General features: G+C 72.4%; 21 protein-coding genes. 15 read left to right on the top strand and 6 right to left on the bottom strand.

The window, feature by feature from the left end; translation table 11 throughout:
- Nucleotides 1-15: 15 nt before the first annotated feature.
- Together AB0L25_RS00195 and AB0L25_RS00190 are read left to right on the top strand one after the other, a co-directional pair.
- Nucleotides 16-399 (top strand): nuclear transport factor 2 family protein, encoded by a 384-nt coding sequence (locus tag AB0L25_RS00195; protein WP_500166997.1) that lies wholly within the window; start codon nt 16-18, stop codon nt 397-399.
- A gap of 166 nt (nt 400-565) precedes the next feature.
- Nucleotides 566-1,657: a hypothetical protein gene (locus AB0L25_RS00190; RefSeq protein WP_500166995.1), complete on the top strand. Its 1,092-nt coding sequence runs from the start codon at nt 566-568 to the stop codon at nt 1,655-1,657.
- A 45-nt stretch (nt 1,658-1,702) separates the two neighbouring features.
- On the opposite strand, the gene AB0L25_RS00185 is transcribed toward AB0L25_RS00190, so the two are convergent.
- The 3 genes from AB0L25_RS00185 to AB0L25_RS00175 form a co-directional block, all read right to left on the bottom strand.
- Nucleotides 1,703-2,368 (bottom strand): TetR/AcrR family transcriptional regulator, encoded by a 666-nt coding sequence (locus AB0L25_RS00185; RefSeq protein ID WP_500166993.1) that lies wholly within the window; start codon nt 2,366-2,368, stop codon nt 1,703-1,705.
- A 78-nt stretch (nt 2,369-2,446) separates the two neighbouring features.
- Complete coding sequence (locus tag AB0L25_RS00180; protein WP_500167598.1) at nt 2,447-3,115, bottom strand: aggregation-promoting factor C-terminal-like domain-containing protein; 669 nt, start codon at nt 3,113-3,115, stop codon at nt 2,447-2,449.
- Nucleotides 3,116-3,511: 396 nt separating this feature from the next.
- Nucleotides 3,512-4,066: a MarR family winged helix-turn-helix transcriptional regulator gene (locus AB0L25_RS00175; protein WP_500166991.1), complete on the bottom strand. Its 555-nt coding sequence runs from the start codon at nt 4,064-4,066 to the stop codon at nt 3,512-3,514.
- 320 nt (nt 4,067-4,386) lie between these two features.
- Here AB0L25_RS00175 and AB0L25_RS00170 point away from each other — a divergent pair, with 320 nt between their 5' ends.
- The 10 genes from AB0L25_RS00170 to AB0L25_RS00125 all read left to right on the top strand — a co-directional run bounded on the left by AB0L25_RS00170 (nt 4,387) and on the right by AB0L25_RS00125 (nt 14,368).
- The gene (locus tag AB0L25_RS00170; protein ID WP_500166989.1) at nt 4,387-5,190 is read left to right on the top strand and encodes an MlaE family ABC transporter permease; all 804 of its coding nucleotides are present in this window, start codon (nt 4,387-4,389) and stop codon (nt 5,188-5,190) included.
- Nucleotides 5,191-6,045: an ABC transporter permease gene (locus AB0L25_RS00165; protein ID WP_378298643.1), complete on the top strand. Its 855-nt coding sequence runs from the start codon at nt 5,191-5,193 to the stop codon at nt 6,043-6,045. It begins immediately after the preceding gene.
- On the top strand, nt 6,042-7,157 hold the full coding sequence (locus tag AB0L25_RS00160) for an MCE family protein (protein ID WP_500166987.1): 1,116 nt from the start codon (nt 6,042-6,044) through the stop codon (nt 7,155-7,157). The genes AB0L25_RS00165 and AB0L25_RS00160 overlap by 4 nt, the downstream gene beginning before the upstream one ends.
- Nucleotides 7,154-8,233: an MCE family protein gene (locus AB0L25_RS00155; RefSeq protein WP_500166985.1), complete on the top strand. Its 1,080-nt coding sequence runs from the start codon at nt 7,154-7,156 to the stop codon at nt 8,231-8,233. The genes AB0L25_RS00160 and AB0L25_RS00155 overlap by 4 nt, the downstream gene beginning before the upstream one ends.
- Nucleotides 8,233-9,261: an MlaD family protein gene (locus AB0L25_RS00150; RefSeq protein ID WP_500166983.1), complete on the top strand. Its 1,029-nt coding sequence runs from the start codon at nt 8,233-8,235 to the stop codon at nt 9,259-9,261. Before AB0L25_RS00155 ends, AB0L25_RS00150 begins: the two co-directional genes overlap by 1 nt.
- A complete protein-coding gene (locus AB0L25_RS00145; protein ID WP_500166982.1) occupies nt 9,261-10,319 on the top strand; it encodes an MCE family protein in 1,059 nt (352 codons plus the stop codon). The genes AB0L25_RS00150 and AB0L25_RS00145 overlap by 1 nt, the downstream gene beginning before the upstream one ends.
- Nucleotides 10,319-11,434, top strand: coding sequence for an MlaD family protein (locus AB0L25_RS00140; RefSeq protein ID WP_500166980.1), 1,116 nt, complete (start codon nt 10,319-10,321; stop codon nt 11,432-11,434). Before AB0L25_RS00145 ends, AB0L25_RS00140 begins: the two co-directional genes overlap by 1 nt.
- A complete protein-coding gene (locus tag AB0L25_RS00135; RefSeq protein WP_500166978.1) occupies nt 11,431-12,747 on the top strand; it encodes an MCE family protein in 1,317 nt (438 codons plus the stop codon). The genes AB0L25_RS00140 and AB0L25_RS00135 overlap by 4 nt, the downstream gene beginning before the upstream one ends.
- A gap of 21 nt (nt 12,748-12,768) precedes the next feature.
- Nucleotides 12,769-13,785 carry a hypothetical protein gene (locus AB0L25_RS00130; protein WP_500166976.1) on the top strand — a complete coding sequence of 339 codons (1,017 nt, stop codon included), beginning with the start codon at nt 12,769-12,771 and terminating at the stop codon, nt 13,783-13,785.
- A gap of 97 nt (nt 13,786-13,882) precedes the next feature.
- Nucleotides 13,883-14,368: a MarR family winged helix-turn-helix transcriptional regulator gene (locus AB0L25_RS00125; RefSeq protein WP_500166975.1), complete on the top strand. Its 486-nt coding sequence runs from the start codon at nt 13,883-13,885 to the stop codon at nt 14,366-14,368.
- Between the two features lie 3 nt (nt 14,369-14,371).
- Here the strand turns inward: AB0L25_RS00125 and rpsD are convergent, their stop codons facing one another.
- Nucleotides 14,372-14,977, bottom strand: a complete 606-nt coding sequence (gene rpsD / locus AB0L25_RS00120) for a 30S ribosomal protein S4 (RefSeq protein WP_500166973.1) — start codon at nt 14,975-14,977, stop codon at nt 14,372-14,374.
- A gap of 62 nt (nt 14,978-15,039) precedes the next feature.
- Here rpsD and AB0L25_RS00115 point away from each other — a divergent pair, with 62 nt between their 5' ends.
- Both AB0L25_RS00115 and AB0L25_RS00110 read left to right on the top strand, forming a co-directional pair.
- Entirely contained in the window at nt 15,040-15,915 is an 876-nt protein-coding gene (locus tag AB0L25_RS00115) for a DUF2470 domain-containing protein (protein ID WP_500166971.1), read from the top strand.
- A 290-nt stretch (nt 15,916-16,205) separates the two neighbouring features.
- Nucleotides 16,206-17,387, top strand: a complete 1,182-nt coding sequence (locus AB0L25_RS00110; RefSeq protein ID WP_500166970.1) for a trans-sulfuration enzyme family protein — start codon at nt 16,206-16,208, stop codon at nt 17,385-17,387.
- Between the two features lie 97 nt (nt 17,388-17,484).
- On the opposite strand, the gene AB0L25_RS00105 is transcribed toward AB0L25_RS00110, so the two are convergent.
- Both AB0L25_RS00105 and AB0L25_RS00100 read right to left on the bottom strand, forming a co-directional pair.
- Nucleotides 17,485-18,687: a DUF5925 domain-containing protein gene (locus AB0L25_RS00105; protein WP_500166968.1), complete on the bottom strand. Its 1,203-nt coding sequence runs from the start codon at nt 18,685-18,687 to the stop codon at nt 17,485-17,487.
- Between the two features lie 133 nt (nt 18,688-18,820).
- Nucleotides 18,821-19,603 carry a lysophospholipid acyltransferase family protein gene (locus AB0L25_RS00100; protein ID WP_500166966.1) on the bottom strand — a complete coding sequence of 261 codons (783 nt, stop codon included), beginning with the start codon at nt 19,601-19,603 and terminating at the stop codon, nt 18,821-18,823.
- Between the two features lie 132 nt (nt 19,604-19,735).
- On the opposite strand from AB0L25_RS00100, the gene AB0L25_RS00095 reads away from it, so the two are divergent.
- A complete protein-coding gene (locus AB0L25_RS00095) occupies nt 19,736-20,596 on the top strand; it encodes a hypothetical protein (RefSeq protein ID WP_500166964.1) in 861 nt (286 codons plus the stop codon).
- The last annotated feature ends 12 nt before the right edge of the window (nt 20,597-20,608 follow it).

The raw sequence follows: 20,608 nt of genomic DNA, 5'->3' as shown, positions 1-20,608 counted from the left end.
CCTACAGGAGGCGACATGGGCATCACCACCGAACGCGACCTCGCCGACTTCCTGCGCGACTATCCGCGCGAGATGGTCGCCGCCGGCAACGACCCCGGCGACGTCCTCGACCGTTACTTCGAGCCCGATTTCGAATGGCGGACGGACGACGTCGTGCTCGACCGCCGGCGCGTCATCGAGCACGCCCGCCCGGCGCGCAAGAACGCGCTCGAAGGGGACGTCGAGGTGCACGGAGTGCTCGTGGACGGCGACCGGTTCGCCGCCCACACCACGATGCGCACGACGATGCGCAAGGGCGGCGTGCTCGTGACGGAGTCGCAGATGTTCGGCCGGCTGGGGCCCGATGGCCGGATCCGGCGGATCGACCAGTTGAACAGGATGGGCCGGGACGGCGATTGACGAGCGCGTTCGTGCGCACATCCTGACAATCCGTAAGGAGAAATCACCCGCCGAAGTGAGCAATCGGCCGCCGGGCGTTCGACGCCCTTGTCCGGTCCATTCACCCCGTGCTTGGATTCGTTTCGGACAATTGTACCGATCGTCACTAGGCGGGGGAGGCGGACAGGTGCGTTCACGTTCGACCGGCGGAACACTGATCGCGGGAGTGGGCGCGGCGGCCGTCCTCACGGTGTCGGGGGCGGCCCCCGCGCTGGCGGAGCCGACGCCGACCACGACGTCCTCGGACATGACGCCGCCGCCGACCGACACCGGCACGCCCACCCCGCCGGTGGAGACGCCGACGCCGACGCCCACCCCGACTCCCACGCCGACCCCCACCCCGACGCCGACCCCGACTCCCACGCCGACGCCGACGCCCACGCCCACGCCCACGCCGACGCCCACCCCGACTCCCACGCCGACCCCCACGCCCACCGACCCCGGCGAGCCCACCGGCCCCAAGCGGCTGGCCCTGGAGCTCTCCGCGACGGGGACGACCGTGCGGCCCGGCGGGTCGATCCGGGTGACGGCGCACTACTGGGCGTTCGGCGCCACCGCGAAGGGCGCCGCCCTGCGGGTGGACGCGCCGGGCGCGTCCGTCAGCCCGGCGCGGCGGAGCATCGGGTCGCTGGGCTCGGGCGGCGGGAACGCGACCGCGACCATCGCCGTGCCGGCCGACTCCGGGCCGCGCGCCGTGCGGGTGACCGTGACGCTCTCCGCGCCCGGCATGAAGACCGCGTCGCGCTCGTTCGACCTCGTCGTCACCGACCCGTCCGGCAACGTCCCCGACGACCTCGCCGCGCTGACCTCCGGGTCGCTCCCGCCGGTGACGCCGCCGGGCGTCGTGGCGGGGCTGCCGTCGTCGGTGCCGGGGCTGCTCGGCGACATCCGGGCGCCGCAGGTCGCGCTGCCGCCGGTCGCGGCCCCGCGGGTCGCGCCGCTGTCGAACGCGGTCGTGCCGATGTCGAGCCTGCGGGCGCTGCACGACGACGCGTCCCCCATCGAGGAGCTCGGCGCCCTGCAGGCGGGCGTGCTCTCCGCGCTCGGCTCGGCGGTGATCCTGGCGCTGCTGCGGATCCGCCTCGCGCGCCGCGCGGGCCCGCCGCCGCGCCGCGTGTACGGCCGGACGTACGGGCGCGTCGACCGCCGCGGCCGCCCGTCCAGGCACGGGGTGCGGATCGCGCTGCTGCCCGCGGAGCCCTACCGGCCCCGCCCCTGACACGCCCCCGAGACCCCGCCCCGAGAGCCCGCAGTGACGCCCCGGTCAGCGCGCGAGCCGGATCAGGATCCGGCAGACCTCCTCGAGGATCTCGCCCGCCTCGGCCTCGTTCTCGGCGGTGGCGATCTCCCGCCCGGCCTCGCCGATCACCGTGGTGAGGACGAGCCCGAGCACCTCCTCGGCGCGTCCGGTCGCGGGCGGCTCGGCCGCGCGGGCCTCGCTCCGGCCGCGCAGCAGCTTGGTGTTGCGGGCGACCCACCGCTGGGTGCGGCTGCGCCGCATCAGCGACGACCCGGGCGGGCCTTCACCGGCGAGGAACAGCCGGGCCGCCTCCCGGCGCTCCCAGCAGACCCGCAGGTACGCGCGGGCGCCCGCGATGAACTGGGCGATCGGGTCGTGCTCGCCGTCCTCGCGGGCGGCCGCGACGGCCTGCGCCGCGCGCCGCTCCTGCTCCCCGGTGAGCTCCTCCCACAGCGCCACGTACAGGCCGGCCTTGCCGCCGTAGTGGTGGTAGAGGCTGCCGACGCTGATCCCGGACCGCTCGACGATCTCGGCGATGCCCGCGTCGGCGTACCCGCGGTCGGCGAAGACCTCCTGGGCGGCCGTCAGCAGCGCCTGGCGGGTCGCGTCGGCGCGCGCCCACTGCCGTCCGCCGCCGCCCGCGGTCTCGCCGTTCGCCTCACCGGCCTGGCGCGTCCTGCTCGTCCGCATCCCACCATGGTGCCAGGCGGGCGCCCGCGCCGCCGCGCGGCACGGGCGCCGATGCCCGGAGTTCCGTCGGTGGACGGCTCAGTACCAGCCGACGCTCTGCGAGTGGCCCCACGCCTCGCACGGGGTGCCGTAGCGGGCGTCGATGTAGCTGAGGCCCCACGCGATCTGCGTGGCGGCGTTCGTCTGCCAGTCCGACCCGGCGCTGGCCATCTTGGAGCCGGGGAGGGACTGCGGGATGCCGTAGGCGCCGCTGGACGGGTTCTGGGCCCGCTCGTTCCAGCCGCTCTCCTTCGTCCAGAGGCTCTCCAGGGCGGACCAGCAGCCGCTCCAGCCCTTGAGCGCGTTCATCCGCTGGCCCATGGCCTTGTTCTGCGACACGGACGTGTCGCCGCCGCCTGCGGGCGCGTCCGGGATGGCGCCGCCGCCGGACGGGGTCTCCGGCTCGGGCTTGTCGAAGGAGCTCTTGACGGACTCGTCGCTGTTCTTCTCCGCCTTCTCCTGCTTCGCCAGCGCCTGCTGCTTCTCGTAGGCGCGCTTCTTGGCGGTCGCGACGGCGTCGGCGGCCACCGGGTCCATCGCGGACCCGCGCATGATCTCCAGCATCTCGTTGGCGGACATGCCCTCGGCCGCGATCGCCGGGGGCTCGCTGTCGTCCTCGCCGCCGCCGATGGGGACGAGCACCAGGACGGCGGCGAGCACGACCAGGCCCACCGCGGTGATGGTGACGTTGCTGGTGAGGACGCGCAGCGCCGTGCCGCGGTTCGGCTTGAACCGCCCGGCGGCCCGCAGCGCGGGCGACGTCCGCCCGGGCGGCGGCCCGGCCTCGTGCGGGACGTCCGAGGGGTACTCGGGCGGGTACGGCGCGCCGGGCGCCTGGGCACCGGGCGCCTGGGCGCCGTCGGCGTACGGGTCGCCCGCGGCGTACGGGACGTCCGCTCCGTACGGGGCCCCGGTGCCGTTCGGGTCGCCGGGGGCCTGGGCGGCGTGCGGGAGTTCGTGCTGAGGGGCGTCCGCCTGCGCCTGCTCGCCACGCCCACCGAGGGCGAAGCGGGAGGCCTTCTTGGGGCGTCTGCGGTTGCCGTGACTCTGGGGCATAGGGAAAGACTGCCTTATCGGCCGGGAGTTGTGTCCGGTTCGCCGATTTTAGGGGTGCGCACCGCCGTGCGGATCACCGCTGTCGGCGGAATCGAAGAACTCCAGGTCGCCGACCGCGATCCGCGCCGCCTCGAGCGCCTCGAACAGCCCGTCGTGGCCCGCGCCGGCGAGCCCGGCGAGGGGGCTGCCGGGCGCCTCCAGGGCGAGGTTGGCCTCGTTGACGCGCTCCCGGCCCTTCGCGGTGATCCGGACGAGCGCGGCGCGCCGGTCGCGGGGGTGCTTGATCCGCTCCACCAGGCCGTCCGCCCGGAGCTGGTCGACGGTGAGCGTCACCGTCGTCGGATGCACCATCAGCCAGCGGCCGAGGGTGCTGAGGCCGGCCTGCCCGGAGCGGATGAGGGCGAGGGTGGTGAGGACGGCGTAGCCGGTGCGGCCGAGGTCGAACCGGCCGAGCTCCTCCTCCAGCGCCTTCTTCAGCAACTGGTTCAGGCGGCCCACCGAGCAGATGGCCATGAAGGGACCCGGGTCGCCGCGCAGGCCCAGTCCGTCCCAGCGGTCCTTGATGCCGGTGACCAGCGGGTCCACGCCGTCACTCCCGTTCACGTCTGTGGTTCGTTGTGGCGGGGTTCGCACCCCGAGATCGTAGCTTCGGACAAAGGTCCATGTAAGTACTCGATTCTTAGACCTTCTTCTAATAGAGTGCGGCAGATCACAGGCGAGGCCTGCGTGCTCTGACGAGCCGGGGCTTTCGCATGTGGTACCGGATCTCGGCCGAGACCGGAAGGCGCGCGAGGAAAACCTGGACGTCGCGCGCCCTTTTCCGGACGGCGGAGGGCCGGCGTATCGGATGAGCGCCGACGTCCGAGAACGAAGGAGGCTGGTATGACCCTTCGCCCCGCCCCCCAGGGGGAGGTCGCCGGCTGATGGCCCTGAGTCTGTCCCGGGCCCCCGATCTGGCGCGCAGGCGAGTCGAACGCACCCTCGACGAGACCGGGCTGCTGTGCGTGACCCTCCTGGAGGGGCTGCGCCGCACCTGGGACCTGCGCCAGTGGTGGGGCGAGTTCATCGAGCAGTGCTGGTTCCTCGCGCGGGTCACCGCCATCCCGGTCATGCTGATCGCGGTGCCCCTCGGCGCGACGATCTCGCTGCAGGTCGGCGACATCGCGCGGCAGCTCGGCGCCGCGTCCGGCACCGGCGCGCTGCTCGTCGCCGCGATGATCCAGCAGGTCGCGCCGCTCGCGGCCGCGCTGCTGGTCTCCGGCGTGGGCGGCTCGGCGATGACGTCCGACATGGGCGCCCGCAACATCCGCGACGAGCTGGCGGCCATGGAGGTCATGGGGATCAACCCCGTGCACCGCCTGGTCACCCCGCGGCTGTGGGCGGCCAGCACCGTCTCCGCGCTGCTGTGCTCGGTGGTGATCCTCGCCGGCGTGCTCGGCGGCTTCTACTTCAACGTCATCCAGCAGGGCGTCAGCCCCGGCGCCTTCTTCGACGGCGCCACGACCCTCCTGCAGTTCTCGGACCTCGTTGTGACCCTGTTCAAGGCGTGGGTGTTCGGCTTCGTCGCCGCCGCCGTCGCCTGCTACATGGGCATGAACTGCGACTACGGACCCGTCGGCGTCGGCCGCGCGGTCAACCGGGCGGTGGTGGTCACCTCGATCGTGGTGTTCGCCATCAACTACGTCGTCGAGATGGTCTACCAGGTCCTCGTCCCCCGGAAGTTCTAGATGGTCGCCATTACCCCCGTACGCAAGCTGGGCCGGGCCGTGCAGACGCGGACGGCGGGCCTCGCGGCCTCCGCCAACCTGCCGGTCTTCCTCGGCCGGGTCCTCTACCACCTGTTCTTCGACATCATCATCCGCCGCAAGTACGGCAAGACGCTCGCCAAGCAGGTCAGCGACATCACCGTCGGCGTCGGCGCGCTCGTCATCGGCGGCGGCATGATCTTCGTGATCGCCACGATGTCGCTGGCGACCGGCGCGATGGTCGGCCTGCAGGGCTACCCCGGGCTGGAGCGCATCGGCGCCGAGGCGTTCACCGGGCTGATCTCCAGCTACTCCAACGTCCGCGAGGTCACCCCGATCATCGCGGGGGTCGCGCTGGTCGCGCAGGTCGGCACCGGCTTCACCGCCGAGATCGGCGCGATGCGGATCTCCGAGGAGATCGACGCGCTGGAGGTCATGGGGATCAACTCCCTCGCCTACCTGGTGTGCACCCGGGTCGCGGCGGGCGTGATCGCGCTCGTGCCGCTCTACCTCGTGTCACTGTTCATGGCGTTCTTCGCCACGCGGTTCATCACGATCCAGTACTTCGGGCTGTCGCCCGGCATCTACGACTACTACTTCCACCTGTACCTGCCGCCGATCGACGTGTTCTACAGCGTGATCAAGGTGGCGATCTTCGCTTTCATCATCATGTTCGTCCATTGCTACCGCGGCTACTACGCCGCCGGCGGCCCGGTCGGCGTCGGCGTCGCCGCGGGCCGCGCGATCCGGGAGTCCACGATCCTGATGATCCTCATGAACCTGGTCCTGTCGTACATCTTCTGGGGCCACGGGAGCACGGTGGAGCTGACCGGATGAGCGACGAGACACTCTCCGCCCGCTCCCGGACGATCTTCGGGCTGGTCGGCGCGGGCGTCCTGGCGGCGGCCGCGGCGCTGATCGCGGTCGGCGCGACGCAGGACCACGACGGCTCCACCTACTACACCGCGCAGTTCGGGACGGCCGGGCAGGGCCTCGACCCCGAGAAGTCCGAGGTGAAAATCCGCGGCATCGAGGTCGGCACCGTGGCCTCGCTGGAACTGCGCGACGACGGCCGGGTGAGCGTCCGGCTCCGCCTGGACGAGGGCGTCCGGATCCCCGACACGACCGTGGCGTCCATCGAGCCGGTGTCGGTGTTCGGGCCGAAGGACCTCACCCTCGACCTCGGCGCGCACGAACTGAGCGGCCCCTACCTCGACGACGGCGGCCGCATCGCCAAGACCCGGGACCCGCAGGAGCTCGCCGACACGGCGTGGCCCACCTACGAGCTGACGCAGGCGATCAACCCGGACGACGTCGCGACGCTGCTGCACACGTTCGGCGCGGGCCTGTCCGGGCAGGGCCCGGCGCTGCGCCGGACGATCGACAACGGCGCGAAGGTCATCGACGCGACCCACCGGAACCGGGAGGTGATCCGGTCGCTGCTGAACGACATCACCGGCGTCTCGCAGACGCTCGGCAGCCGCGGCGACACGGTCACCGGCCTCGCCGGCGACTTCAACGAGCTCTCCGCGGTGATCAACGAGAAGCCCGACAAGGTGTCGCTGCTGCTGGACGAGGCGAGCGAGCTCGGGAACCGGGTCGGCGGCACCCTGCAGCGGCAGGGCGGCAACCTCGGCGACGTCGTGGACGGCGCCGCCGACGTCGCCGACGTGGCGAACCGGCAGCTGCGCAACGTCCCGGTCCTGATCGACAGCCTGAACGGGTTCTTCCGGCTGCTCGCGCAGATCATCCGCATCCCGGGCCCCGAGGGCACGATGGTCGCGCAGGCGTCCAACCGGCTGCCGCTCGACATCTGCGCCATCATCCGCGACCTGTGCCCGACGACGTCCTTCGAGACGTCCTTCGGGAACGGCGCGAACGCGAACGGCACGAACGCGAACGGCACGAACGGCACGCGCTCCACCGGGACGAACGGGAGGCGGCCGTGAGCCGGCGGCCGCGCGGCAAGGCCGCGCGCGGTCCCGACTACCGGACGACGGTGAAGTTCGTCGTGTTCGTCGCGGTGACGGGCCTGCTGACGTTCTTCATCGGCCAGCAGATCCTCGGCACGTCGTTCGCCGACCGGTACCGGCTGACCGCGACGTTCGACGACGTCACCGGGCTGGTGGAGGGCGACCTGGTGAAGGTCGCCGGCACCCCGGTGGGCCGGGTCGAGGGCATCGAGGTGGTGCGCGGCAAGGCCCGCGTGGAGATGGCCGTCGACACCGAGCTGAAGATCCCGCAGGACTCGACCGCCGCGATCCGCTGGCGCAACGTGATGGGGCAGCGGGTCGTCTACCTGGAGCCCGGGGCGAGCAAGGAGATGCTCGACGACGGCGACCGGGTGCCGCACACGCAGTCGGTCGTGGACCTCGGCGCCATCGTCAACAGCCTCGGGCCGCTGACCCGCAACCTCGACCCCGACCAGCTCAACAAGATCCTCTTCTCGTTCTCGCAGGCGCTCGAGGGCAACGAGCAGAACATCTCGGTGCTGACGAACAACCTGGACGTGCTGCTCCAGACGTTCGCGTCCCGCAAGGACACGATCAGCAAGATGATCGACGACTACGAGACGGTCAGCGGCGCGGTCGCGACGCGCGACAAGCAGATCGCGGCGAGCATCGACAACCTCGAGTCGCTCGTCGAGGTGTTCGTCGACAACCGGCAGCTGCTGGAGAACGCGACCGTGCAGATCGCCGGCGTCACCACGAACCTGAACCGGGTGCTCGGCGGCAACGACGCGCAGCTCGCCCGGATCATCCGGAACCTGGCGGAGCTGAGCGAGACGTTCCGGCTGAACGTCGACCAGCTCGAGCAGATGGTGCAGCGGCTCCCGCTGACGCTGCGGCAGCTGTTCTCGGCCGCGAACGGCGGGCACTTCCTGCGCACCAACGCGCTCTGCCTGAACATCGTCCAGGGGCCGTGCCCGTTCGAGATGGAGCTGCCGAAGGCGCCCGGGACGGACGAGCCCACGCAGCAGGAGCTCGACAAGCTGCGGGCGATGCTGACGAAGGGGGGCGAGTGATGGCGCTGAAGTCGCTGCGCGACGTCAACCAGAAGCTCGTCGCGATCGTGACCCTCGCCGTGCTCGGCGCGTCCGTGGCGTTCGCGTTCGCCGTCGGGCAGCTCCACCTGTTCGACCGCGGCTACACGATGAGCGGCGAGTTCACCGACGTGTCCGGCATCAAGGCGGGCGACGACGTGCGGGTCGCCGGGGTGAAGGCGGGCCGCGTCACCGGCGTCGAACCGGACTTCGACACCGGCAAGGTGATCATCACCTGGCATGTGGACGCCGGGATCGACCTCGGCCGGCAGACCCGCGCGGAGGTCACCACGACGACGCTGCTCGGCGGCCGCTACCTGAAGCTGTCGGGCCCGGTCGCGGAGCCGTACCTGGCGTCGCTGCCGGAGTCGCGGCGGCGGATCCCGCTGGCGCGCACGAGCGTCCCGTTCACCGTCCCGGAGGCCCTGGAGGGCGCGCACGACATCGTCGGGCGGCTCGACCAGGAGAACATCGACAAGCTGCTCACCCAGATCAACAAGATCGAGTCGCCGGGCGCGAAGAAGCTGAACCGCATCCTGGTCAACCTGCGGGACGTGTCGCAGATGCTGAACGACCAGGCGCCGCAGATCGAGAAGCTGATCGAGAACAGCAAGCAGATCTCCGGGACGCTCGCCAGCAAGGACCAGCAGCTCCGGGAGATCATCGACTCGAGCCAGGTGCTGCTGCAGACGCTCGTGCGGCGCCGCGACGAGCTCGCCGCGACGATCGGGCAGGGCAGCCGGACCGTGCGGACCCTGTCGAACGTCATCGAGAGCAACCAGAAGGAACTGGACAAGCTCCTCGACGACCTGCACCTGCTCACCACCCGTCTCGCGCCCAACATGGACGCGCTGAACACCGACTTCTCGCTGCTCGGCCCCACGTTCCAGCAGGTCGCGAACCTCAAGGGCCGCGGCCCGTGGATCGAGGGGCTGCTCACCGGCCTCGGCCCGATCCAGCCGCCGGGGCCGATCTCCACCCGCCGCCCCGCGGGCCAGGGAGGCAACTGATGACGCGCCGCTTCCCGCACGCCCTCGCCGCCCGGGGCCGCGCCCTCGCGGCCGTGCTGGGCCTCACCCTCGCCGCGTCCGCCGGCGGCTGCTCGATCGTCCCGGCGGCCGACGACGGCCGCACGATGACCGTCTACTTCCCGAAGGCCCGCTCCTTCTATCCCGAGTCGAAGGTGAAGGTCATGGGCGCCGACGTCGGGCGCGTCGAGTCCGTGCAGAACCTCGGCGACAAGATCAAGGTGACGTTCACGATCCGCGACGACGTCCCGCTCCCCAAGGGGGTGCAGGCGTCGATCGTCCCGCTGAACCTGATCGGCGAACGCAACCTCGTCCTGCACCCGGCGTGGAAGCCGGGGCAGCCGAAGGAGCAGGCCGACGAGATCCCGATCGAGCGCACCCACGTGCCCGTCGAGGTGGACGACGCGCTGAACGCCTTCACCAACCTCGCGGACGCGCTCGACCCCACGAAGATGCAGGGCGCGCTCGACACCGCGGCCGGGACCGTCCAGGGCAACGGCCGCCAGTTCAACGCCACGCTGGAGCAGAGCGCCCGGCTGGTCGAGAACGTCGCCGGGCAGGACCAGGAGCTGATCGAGGTCGCCGAGAACCTGGACCGGCTCGCCGGGGTCGTGCGCGGGCGCGAGCAGGTGCTCGGCACGCTGATCCGCAACTTCGGCGAGGCGACGCGGGTGCTCAGCAGCGAGCGCGGCGAGCTGCAGGAGCTCATCAAGGGGATGCTGGTCCTCGCCGACAACGGCCAGGAACTCCTCGACAAGTACGAGGGGCAGCTCCCGTACGACCTGGCGGTGCTCACGCGCGCCGCGCTCGTCCTCAAGGGCAACTCCAAGGAGCTCGCGCAGCTCCTGGAGGTCCTGCCGGGCATCAGCGACGCGCTCATCGGCGGCTACGACCCGGAGACGAAGTCGCTGTACATCCGGTTCGCGACGGACGCGTTCCTGCGGACCTGGCTCAAGGGGCTGATGGACACCGACGAGGTCGGCTGCCCGCTTCCCGCGCCCAACTCGAACTGTCCGTGGGATGACGAGGGAGGCAACTGATGCGCGGGCTGATCCTCGCCCTCGCGGCGGTCGTCGCGGTCGCGGTGTCCGGCTGCTCCTACCGGACGGCCGGCGCCCCGCAGGGCGACCTGACCCTGACGGCGACGTTCGACGACGTCCAGGGGCTGGTCGCCGGGCACAGCGTGCAGATGTCCGACATCAAGGTCGGCAGCGTCATGAAGGTCGAGCTGGTCGAGGGGTACCGGGCGGAGGTGACGCTGTCGATCGAGGACGGCGTCCGGGTCCCGCAGGGCACCCGCGCCGAGATCAAGGTGACGTCCCTGCTCGGTGAGAACTTCGTCGACCTGCAGATGCCGCCCGGCGCGAGCATGAGCGCCGGGCCGTTCATCGGCGACGGCGGGAAGATCGCCGACACCCGGGTGCAGCCGGCGTTCGAGGACGTCGTCGGGCAGGCCGGGCCGCTGATCCAGGCCCTCGCCGGGGACGACCTCGCGACCGTCGTCAACGCGGGCGCGACGGCCCTCGACGGCAACGGCGAGAAGCTCAACTCGACGATCGCGAAGGCGTCCGATCTGGTGCGGGTGTTCGCCGAGCAGCGGCGGGCGCTCGCCGAGTCGGTGGACCAGTTCGCGAAGCTGGGCCGCGACCTCGCCGAGCGCGAGGACGTCCTGGCCGCGGCGCCCGAGCAGATCGAGCGCACGACGCGGCTGCTGGACGAGAACAAAGAGAAGATCATCCGGGCGGTGGACGAGCTGACGAAGGCCGCCCGCGAACTGAACAACAAGGTGCTCGCGGGGCGCATCGAGCGGTTCCGCGGGCTGCTGCAGGACATCGATCCCGTGCTGGCCCAGCTGGGGAGCAGCCGCAAGCGGCTGACGAACCTGGTGGACGGCATGGTCGAGTTCGAGACGAAGATCCCGCTCGCCACCTACGACGGGCAGCTTCTGCTGTACCCGCTGCTGGAGGTCGTCTGGCCGGACGGCACGCCGGTGATCCCGGGCGTCGGCCAATCCACCGGCGGCGGCACCGGCGGCGGGGCCGGCGGGACCGCCCGGGGCGGCGGGCAGCAGCGCGACGCCGGCGCCCCGCAGCTCCCCAAGGAGCTGGAGGGCCTGCTGCCGGGCCTCGAGAAGATCCTGGAGCCGCGCCGATGAAGAGACGGTTCGCGTTCGACCGCGTCACGATCAACCTGCTGGCGTTCGGCGTCCTCGCGGTCGTCATGGTCGTGTGGGCGTTCGGCAACGTCGTGAAGTTCGATTTCATCGAGCGGCCGTACCACATCTCCGTGGAGTTCGAGTCGTCGCCGGGCCTGCAGCCGGGCTTCGAGGTCGACTACCTCGGCGTCCGGATCGGCAAGATCGACTCGGTGGAGCTGGTGAAGGACAAGGTCGTCGTCACGCTCGACATCGAGCGCGGCGTCGACATCCCCGAGGGCGTCACGGCGGCGGCCGCCCGCAAGTCGGCGGTCGGCGAGCCGGTCGTCGAGCTGACCCCCGGCCCGAAGGCCGCCGCCGCCCCGCCGCTGGAGGCGGGCGCGGTGATCCCGGTGTCGCACACGAGCGTGCCGCCCAAGTACAGCGACCTGTTCGCCTCGGTCATCGACACGCTGAAGGCCGTCGACCCGCAGGACGCGAAGGTCCTCACCCAGGAGCTCGCGGCGGGCTGGGAGGGCCGCGAGAACTCGCTCCGGCAGATCATCAACGGGTCCGACCAGCTCACCGCCACGTTCGCGCAGAACACCGAACTGCTCGACGGGCTCACCAAGGACCTCGGCCGCATCACCGACGTCCTCAACCGGAACCGGGGCAGCCTCGGTGCGGGCGTCGACAACCTCGCCGCGCTGACCGCGGCGCTCGGCCAGGTGAAGGGCGACATCGCCGAGCTGCGCGACCGCGGGCCGGTGCTGCTCGACACCGTCAACACGCTGCTGGAGAAGACCGGCCCCGACTTCGAGTGCACGATGCAGTCGCTCGGCGACTGGGGCTTGAAGCGCTACAACCCCGACATCCTCGCCGACCTGAACGAGACGCTCGCGAAGGCGCCGCAGCTCGGGGTCGTCCTGGACAACGTCATCGGCGGGCCCGAGGGCTCGCCCGTCCTGAACGTCGTGTTCATGCTCACCGTTCACGAGCAGGCGACGCTGGAGTACAAGTACCCGCTGCCGCAGCCCGCCGTTAACAAGGTCCCGACCTGCCCGGGCGGGCGGATGCCCGCGGACACCGAGCAGGCCCCCTACAAGGCCAAGAACCCGGGGGACACGATCCCGACGCACGATCCGTCCATCGGGCGGGAGGAGGAACTGCGGGCGCAGCGGGCCGCCGCGCAGGAGGACACCGGCGGCGGTCCGCCGCCGTGGTTGATGTACGCGCCCCCGGTGATCGCGCTGATGGTGCTGATCAGGGTCATGGCGGGCTCGGTGCCCGTGGTGTCCCGGCTGTCCCGGCTGCGCCGCCGGGACGAGGACTGAGAGCCTAAGGAGTTACCCCATATGTCCAGCAGGGACGTCGACGAGGTCGACACGGACGAGGCCGCGGAGGCGGCGACGCCGGAGCGTCCGGCGGCGCGGCCCGCCAAGCGCAAGCGGCGGGTGCGGGTCATCGAGGTCATCGACGACGAGGACCTCGACGAGGTGCTCGAGGCTCTCGACGCCGAGGACGCGGAGGCGTCCGCGGACGACTCCGACGACGCGGCCCCCGCCGATCCTCCGAAGCCCAAGGCGTCCGCGACGAGGCCGAAGCCGCGTCCCGCCCGCCTGGAGCCCCCGGAGGAAGAGGACGAGTCGGACGAGGCGGACGAGACCGCCGAGGACGGCACCGCCGAGAAGGGGGAGCCCGCGAAGCCGCGGGTGAAGCCGGGCCTCCGCGAGCCCGCCGCCGAGCCCGCGCCGACGTACCTCGGCATGAACCGGACGGCGCTGATCGTGGTCGTCGTCCTCGTGGCGCTGCTCGCGAGCCTCGCCCTCTGGCAGTGGCGCGCCGCGAGCGGCGCGGCGTCCGACGCGGACGAGCGCGAGGCCGTCGCCGAGGTCGCGTCCGCGTACGGGGACGTGGCGCTGAACTACAACGCGTCCAACTACCAGGCGCAGATGGACAAGGCGCAGAAGCTCATGGGCGGCGACCTGCTGGAGAGCTTCAAGCAGTCGACGCTCCCGAACCTCGGGAACACCTTCAAGGAGAACCCGAAGCTGGCGCTGTCGTCCAAGACGAACCAGACGTTCGTCGGCAGCGTGAACGGCCGGTTCGCGACCGCGGTGGTGATGGTCGACATCGACGTCACGACGAGCGAGGGCTCGACGTCCGCGCCCGGCACGCTGCTGCGGCTGTCCCTCGGCAAGATCGACGGCGAGTGGAAGGTCACCAAGCAGTACGCCTCGGGCACCGACGACTCGACCGCCGGCCAGCTCCCGGCGGGCACCCCCACCGGCGGCGCCCCCACCGGCGGGACGTCCGGCGGCGGCGCGTCGCAGCAGCCGAAGCCCGAGACGAGCGAGAAGCCCGGGAACTAGGGCGTCTCGGTCGCGATCGCGCCCCGTCCGGCGGAAGCCGGGCGGGGCGCGGCGCGTTCTGCTGAGAAAGCGGACGAAGGCGGGCATGATGGCGGCGATGACGGAACAGCGGACGGGCGTGCCCGAGGTGCCGGACGAGGTGATCGCCGAGTTCGGGACGCTGCTGAGCACGGTCACGCTGCTGGAGCGCATCGCGGGCCGCGAGCTGGAGCGGCGCTGCGGCATCCGGCACGCGGCGTTCGAGGTGCTGCTGCGGCTGTCGGCCGCCGATCCCGACCGGCCCACGTCGATGGGCGGGCTGGCCGGGGAGCTGATCCTCACCAGCGGCGGGATGACCCGGCTGATCGACCGGATGGAGGAGTCGGGCCTGGTGGCGCGGCACGCCGCCCCCGGGGACCGGCGCGGCCGGCTCGTCGAGCTGACCGACGCCGGCCGCGCGAAGCTGGACGAGGCCATGCGGGTGCACGCGGAGACGCTGCGGCGCCACTTCGCGGGCCCGCTGACCGACGAGGGGCGCCGCCGCCTCGTGGAGTCGCTGCGCACGCTCCGCGCGCACGCCCGCGCGGAACTCGACCTGCGCTGACGTTCAGCGCGAGTAGTGCTCGACCACGAGCTGCTCGTCGCAGATCACCGGGATCTCCTTGCGCTCCGGCAGCCGGGTGAGTTGTGCGGCGAGGGCCTCGTGCCGGACGTCCAGGTACGGCGGGACGTTCTCGGTGTGCCCGCCCGCGGCGGCGATCTGGAAGGCGTCCATCTTCCGGCTCCGCTCGGCGATCGTGATGACGTCGCCGGGCTTCAGCCGGTAGGACGGCCGGTCGACGCGGCTCCCGTTGACCAGCACGTGCCGGTGCACGACGAACTGCCGCGCCTGGTAGATCGTCCGCGCGAGGCCCGCCCGCAGGACGAGCGCGTCCAGCCGGCGTTCGAGGTCGACCAGGAGCGCCTCGCCGGTCTTGCCGCCGGACTTGGCGGCCTTCTCGAACGCGTTGCGGAGCTGCGCCTCGCGGATGTTGTACTGCGCGCGCAGCCGCTGCTTCTCGCGCAGCCGCACCTTGTAGTCCGACTCGTTCTTGCGCGCGCGCCCGTGGACGCCGGGCGGGTACGGGCGCGCCTCGAAGTACTTCACGGACTTGGGCGTCAGCGGAATGCCGAGCGCCCGCGACAGCCGGACCTTCGGACGGGACTTGTTCATGCACGCTCCAAGTGGTTAGGTGGTCCTAAGTTAGGTAAGCCTAACCAACATAGCAAGGAGGCATGGTGCGACGAGCGGAGACCGACCAGCAGGACAGCGGCGGCCCGCGCCTCGCCGGCGCCGCGGACCCCGGGGCCCTCTCCGGGCCCACGCCGGCGGAACGGGCGCGGACCCTCGCCTACGGCATGGCGGACGGCGTGCTGGTCGCGGCCGGCGTCCCCTACGCGCCGGTCCCGGCGCACACCACCGACCTCGACGGGCGGCCGCTGCTGCTCCTGCCCGCGTCGTCCCCGATCGTCGCCGCGCTCGCCGGCGAGCCCGACCTGCCCGCCACGCTGCGGATCTGCGACGTCGCGCCCGTCCCGCTGCCCGACCGGGTGCGGGGGCGCGCCTGGCTGCACGGGTGGCTCACCGAGATCCCGGCCGCCGAGCTGCGCGCCGCCGCGCTGCGGCTGTCCCGCCCCCACCCGCGCCCAGAGCTGCTCGACCTCGCCGCGCCCGTCCCGCCGCCGCGCGGCGCGGGCGACGGCGAGGCGGACGAGGGCAGCCAGTGGACGATCCTCGCCCTCGAGGTCGCGCAGGTCGAGATCGACGACGCGTGGGGCAGCGCCACCCTCGAACCCGAGGAGTACGCGGACGCCGCGCCCGACCCGTTCGTCGCCGTCGAGGCCGGGATGCTCACCCACCTCGACGCCGCGCACCGCGCCGAGCTGACGGGCCTGCTGCCCGAATCCGTCCTGGCCGACATCGGCGACGGGACGTGCGACGCCGTGCGGCCGCTCGGCCTCGACCGGCACGGGCTGTGGCTGCGCTGCCGCATGCCCTGCGCGGACGGGGCGGTGACCTGCGACCTCCGGCTCCCGTTCCCCGAACCGGTCCGGGACGTCCACGGCCTCCGCCGCGCCTACCGCACCCTGTTCGCCCGCGCGAACCCGTAGGCGCGCGGCGACCCGTACATCACGAAACCGCGCCGATGGCCGTGGTCTCCCGGATGCGGGGGACGGCCGCGCCGGGTGATGCTCGTCGCACCGGTCGCGGGCCGCGACGGCCCGGCCGGGGCGGATCCGATCGCCTGCCCGCCCTCGCGGGGTGGGTGGGCGGGCGACGGTCGTCCGCACCCCCAGGGCGCGGCCGCGCCCGCGACCGGGCCCTCCTCCGTGCCGATCGCCCGGGCCACTCGCCCCGATTGGCTCTACCCGGTCGCGGGCGCGGCTCGCACGCTGGACCCATGACCGCACGCGACCCGCAGACCCGCGCCGTCCACCCGCCCGTCCCGATCCCCGCGGGCAGCCGCCCCCTCGGCGTCCCCATCTACCAGGGGCACCTGTTCGGCTTCGACTCGGCCGACGCGCTCGCCGCCGCGTTCGGGGGACCGGACGAGGCGTTCTTCTACTCGCGGATGGGCAACCCGACCGTCCGCGCGCTGGAGGAGGCCCTCGCCGACCTGGAGGGCGGCGCCCGCGCGCTGGCGACCGCGTCCGGGATGGGCGCGATCAACGCCGTGCTGACGGGGCTGCTGCGGTCCGGCGACCACGTCGTAGCGCAGGCGTCCCTGTACGGCGGGACGCACGCGCTGCTGGCCGACCTCGCCGACCGGTGGGGCGTCGAGGTCACCCGGATCGGCGGCGACGACCCCGCCGAGGTGCGGGACGCGCTGCGCCCGAACACGCGGGTGCTCTACCTGGAGACGATCTCCAACCCGACCACGCACGTCACGGACGTCCCCGCCCTCGCGGCCGCGCTCGCGGGCACGGACGTGCTGACCGTCGTCGACAACACCTTCTCGCCGCTGCTGTTCGCGCCGCTGGCGCACGGCGCCGACGTGGTGGTGCACTCGACGACCAAGTACATCGGCGGGCACGGCGACATCCTCGGCGGCGCCGCGGTGTTCGCCGACGCGGACGTGCACCGCCGCGTGTGGGAGCACGCCGTCGAGCTCGGCTCGACCGCCGACCCGTTCGCGGCGTGGCTCGCCGTCCGCGGGCTCGCCACCCTGCCGATGCGCATCGCCCGGCAGAGCGCGACGGCCCTCGACCTGGCCGGGCGCCTCGCCGCGCACCCGTCCGTCACGCGCGTCCACTACCCGGGCGTCCCGGACCATCCGCAGCACGACCTGGCGGCGCGCCTCCTGCCGGACGGGCACGGCGGCGTCCTGTCGTTCGAGCTCGCCGGCGGACGGGACGCGGGCCGCGTCTTCGCCGAGGCGGTGCGGCTCATCGCGCTCGGCCCGTCGCTCGGGGACGTCGCGTCGCTCGTCATGCACCCGGCGAGCACCTCGCACCGGCAGCTCGACGCCGCCGCCCTCGCCGCCGCGGGCATCGGCGAGGGCACGGTGCGGCTGTCGGTCGGGCTGGAGGCGCCGGACGACCTGTGGGAGGACATCGAGCAGGCGCTCGCCAAAGCGCACTGAGCAAGCGCTCGCCAAAGCGCACTGAGCAGGCGCTCGCCAAGGCGCACTGAGCGGGCGCCCGCCAAGGCGCACTGAGCAGGCGCTCGCCGGGTCGGAGCTACAGGTAGAAGCCCGTGTCGGTCTCGGGGTCCTCGTCCTGGTCGAGGGTGCGGCGCTCGCCCTTGCGGAGCGCCGCGACCTCGGCGAGCGTCGCGCCGTCCGGGCCGACCTGCGCGGCGAGGGCGCCGTCGGGGTCGCCCGCGCCGTCGGGTCCGGCGAGCCACTCGGCCGACTCGTCGCGGGTGAGCCGCCCGACCTCGATCTGCGCGAGGCAGCGGCCCGGACGGACGACCGCGGGGTGCAGCTTCGCGAGGTCCTCGTTGGTCGTGATCGCGACGAGCACGTTGCGGCCCTGGCCGAGCATCCCGTCGGTGAGGTTCAGCAGCCGGGACAGGCCCTGGCCGGCGGACTGCTTGGCCTCGCCGCGGATCAGCTCGTCGCAGTCCTCGAGGATGAGCAGCCGCCAGCGGCCCTCGTCGTCGTCCTCGCCGACGGTGACCTTCATCAGGTAGCTCGGGGTGCCGAACAGCGACTCGGGGTCGAGCACGCAGTCGGCGTCGCACCAGTCGTTCCACGCGCGGGCGAGGGCGCGCAGCGCGGTCGTCTTGCCGGTGCCGGGCGGGCCGTGCAGCAGCAGGAGCCGGCCGGACACGTCGTCCGCGCCGAGCTTCATCACCGCGTCGAGCTCCTCGGCGACCCGCGCGGTGTAGTTCGCGCGGATCTCGTCCCACGGGTCGGCGGAGATGGCCCGCTCCTGCCGGACCGGGCCGTGCGGCGCCTGGTGCCAGAACCCCATCTCGACGCTGGTCTCGTCGGTCTTCGGCGGGTCGGTCGCGTCCCGCACCGCCTGCTCGAGGACCGACTCGGCCAGCTCGTCGGTCACCGCCGACACCGCGATGTAGGCGATGCCGCTCGTCCACTTGTTGCTGAGCAGCGTCCACCCGTCGCCCTCGGCGAGGACCGACTCCTTGCCCTTCTCGTGCGCGACGCGCACCAGCCGGGCGCCGTCCGGGCGCAGCGGCGCCTCCGGACGGACGTGCGCCAGCCGCGTCGACCGCGACCAGGGCTGCTCACCGGACGCGAACGGCCGCAGCGACAGCACGTCCATCACGTCGGCGGGGGAGTTGCCGTCGTTGAGGTTGAAGACCACGGGCAGTGCCGCGTCCGGGCCGGGTTCGGTGACGTTCTCCCCGTTCTCCCCGGGCTCCCTCGGCGTGATCAGGTGGACGACCTCCTGCGACGGCTCGTGCGACGTGGTCATGGTTCCGATGATCAGGCCCCGCGGCGCACGCCGTCCACCGAATTAGCCGAACCGGACGGGTTCGTCACGCCGGGTGCGGCTCGTCCGCCTCGCGGGGGTCCGGGGGCCGGGGGAGCGCCTCGGGACGGCTCGGTCAGGCGGAGCCGTCGCGGAGTTCGCGGGCCGCGCGGGCGGCCTTGCGGTCCTCGGCCTCCTTGAGGTCGAGCTTCTCGGCCTCCTCGGGCGTCGGGGCGGTCCCGCCGAGGTGGGCGGGCTGCCACCAGCGCTCGTTCGCCTTCGGGATGTCGGGGTACTCGCGCTGCGCCCGGTCCAGCAGCTCCGACATGCGGCGGTGCAGTTCGGCCGTGACCGCCTCGTAGTCGTCGCCGCGCTTGGGGTGCATCGGCTCGCCGATGAGGATGGTGACCGGCACGTTGCGCTGGAACAGGCGGCGCTTGCGGCCCTTCGTCCAGAGCCGCTGCGGGCCCCAGATCGCGATGGGGATCAGCGGGGTCTTGGACGCCACCGCCATCCGCACCGCGCCGGACTTGATCTCCTTCACGGTGAACGAGCGCGAGATCGTCGCCTCGGCGAAGACCCCGACGATCTCGCCGCCCTTGAGCGCCTTGAGCGCGGCCGCGTACGAGGAGGCGCCCGCCTCCCGGTCGACCGGGATGTGATGCATGCCGCGCATCAGCGGCCCGGCGATCCGGTTGTCGAAGATCTCCTTCTTCGCCATGAAGCGCGCGAGCCGCCCGGCGGGGTGGACGGCGAGCCCGGCGAAGATGAAGTCCAGGTAGCTGACGTGGTTGCTGACCAGCACCGCGCCCCCGGTACGGGGGATCTGCTCGGTCCCCTCCAGACGGAACTTGAGATTCAGCGCCTTGAACACACCGAGAGCCGTCTTGATCACCGGCGGGTACACGTATTCGGCCATGTCAGCACCGTACTTGAGCGCAACATGATCAGCGACCGAGAGCGAGGAACCGCGATGCATCGCACAACCGGGGTCGTCTCTGAGAAGGTTGTGGTGTGACGTGATCCCGTGACCCGTGGAGGGGGATGAGCAATGGAACCGTTGGACGCGGCGGCGGACGTGCACGCGCTCATCCGCGACGTGCTGCCGGACCTCGCGCCGACCGCGTGGTTCGACCCGGGCACCTCGGAGGTCGTGCTGCCGGTGGGCCGGTCCGAGGCGCGGGCGTCGAGCTGGACGGTGCTGGAGCGCTGCGCCCGCGAGCCCCGTTCGGCCTGGCCGAAGGTGGTGGACGAGTGGGTGCGCGAGGTCGGCGACCGCGCGTTCCTCGCGGTCGGGGAGATGGAGCTGTTCGGGGACGTCCGCGAGCTGCTGCGGCTGCGGATCGTGCCGAAGCTCGCGCCGCGCGAGCGCGAGGGGCTCGTCGTCGTCCCGGCCGGCGACCACTTCGACGCGATGGTGATGATCGAGCATCCCCGTTACGGGGGGCCGCTCACGAAGGCGCGGGCGGGGCTGCTCGGCCTGCACAAGCTCGGGTACGTGATGACGAACACGCACGACCGCGAGCTCGCCGACGTCGAGGTCCGGGTGCAGCCGCTGCTGCCGGGCCGGGACGTCCGCGTCGTCTCCAAGCCCGGCAGCCGGTACGTGTCGGCGCTGCTCAGCGAGGTCGACCAGTTCGTGCCGTGGCCGAACGAGCACGGCGCGCTCGTCGGGGTCCCGTGCCACAGCACGCTGCTGCTGTACCCGATCACGTCGGCGGCGGTGCTGGAGGTGCTGCCGGTGTTCGCGGACGTCGTCCGGGAGATGCACGACGACGCCGACGACCCGTGCGCGCCGGGCGTCTACTGGAGCCACGGCGAGCGCCGCCTCACCCCGCTGGACCCGGACGTCGCGCCGTCCGGGTCGGACGAGTTCGCCGCGCTGCTGCGCCGCCTCCCCGACGAGACCTGAGCGTCCCTGCGG

Source organism: Spirillospora sp. NPDC052242 (assembly GCF_040679555.1).
Lineage (GTDB): Bacteria > Actinomycetota > Actinomycetes > Streptosporangiales > Streptosporangiaceae > Spirillospora.
This window is presented reverse-complemented; position numbering and strand designations above follow the sequence as displayed.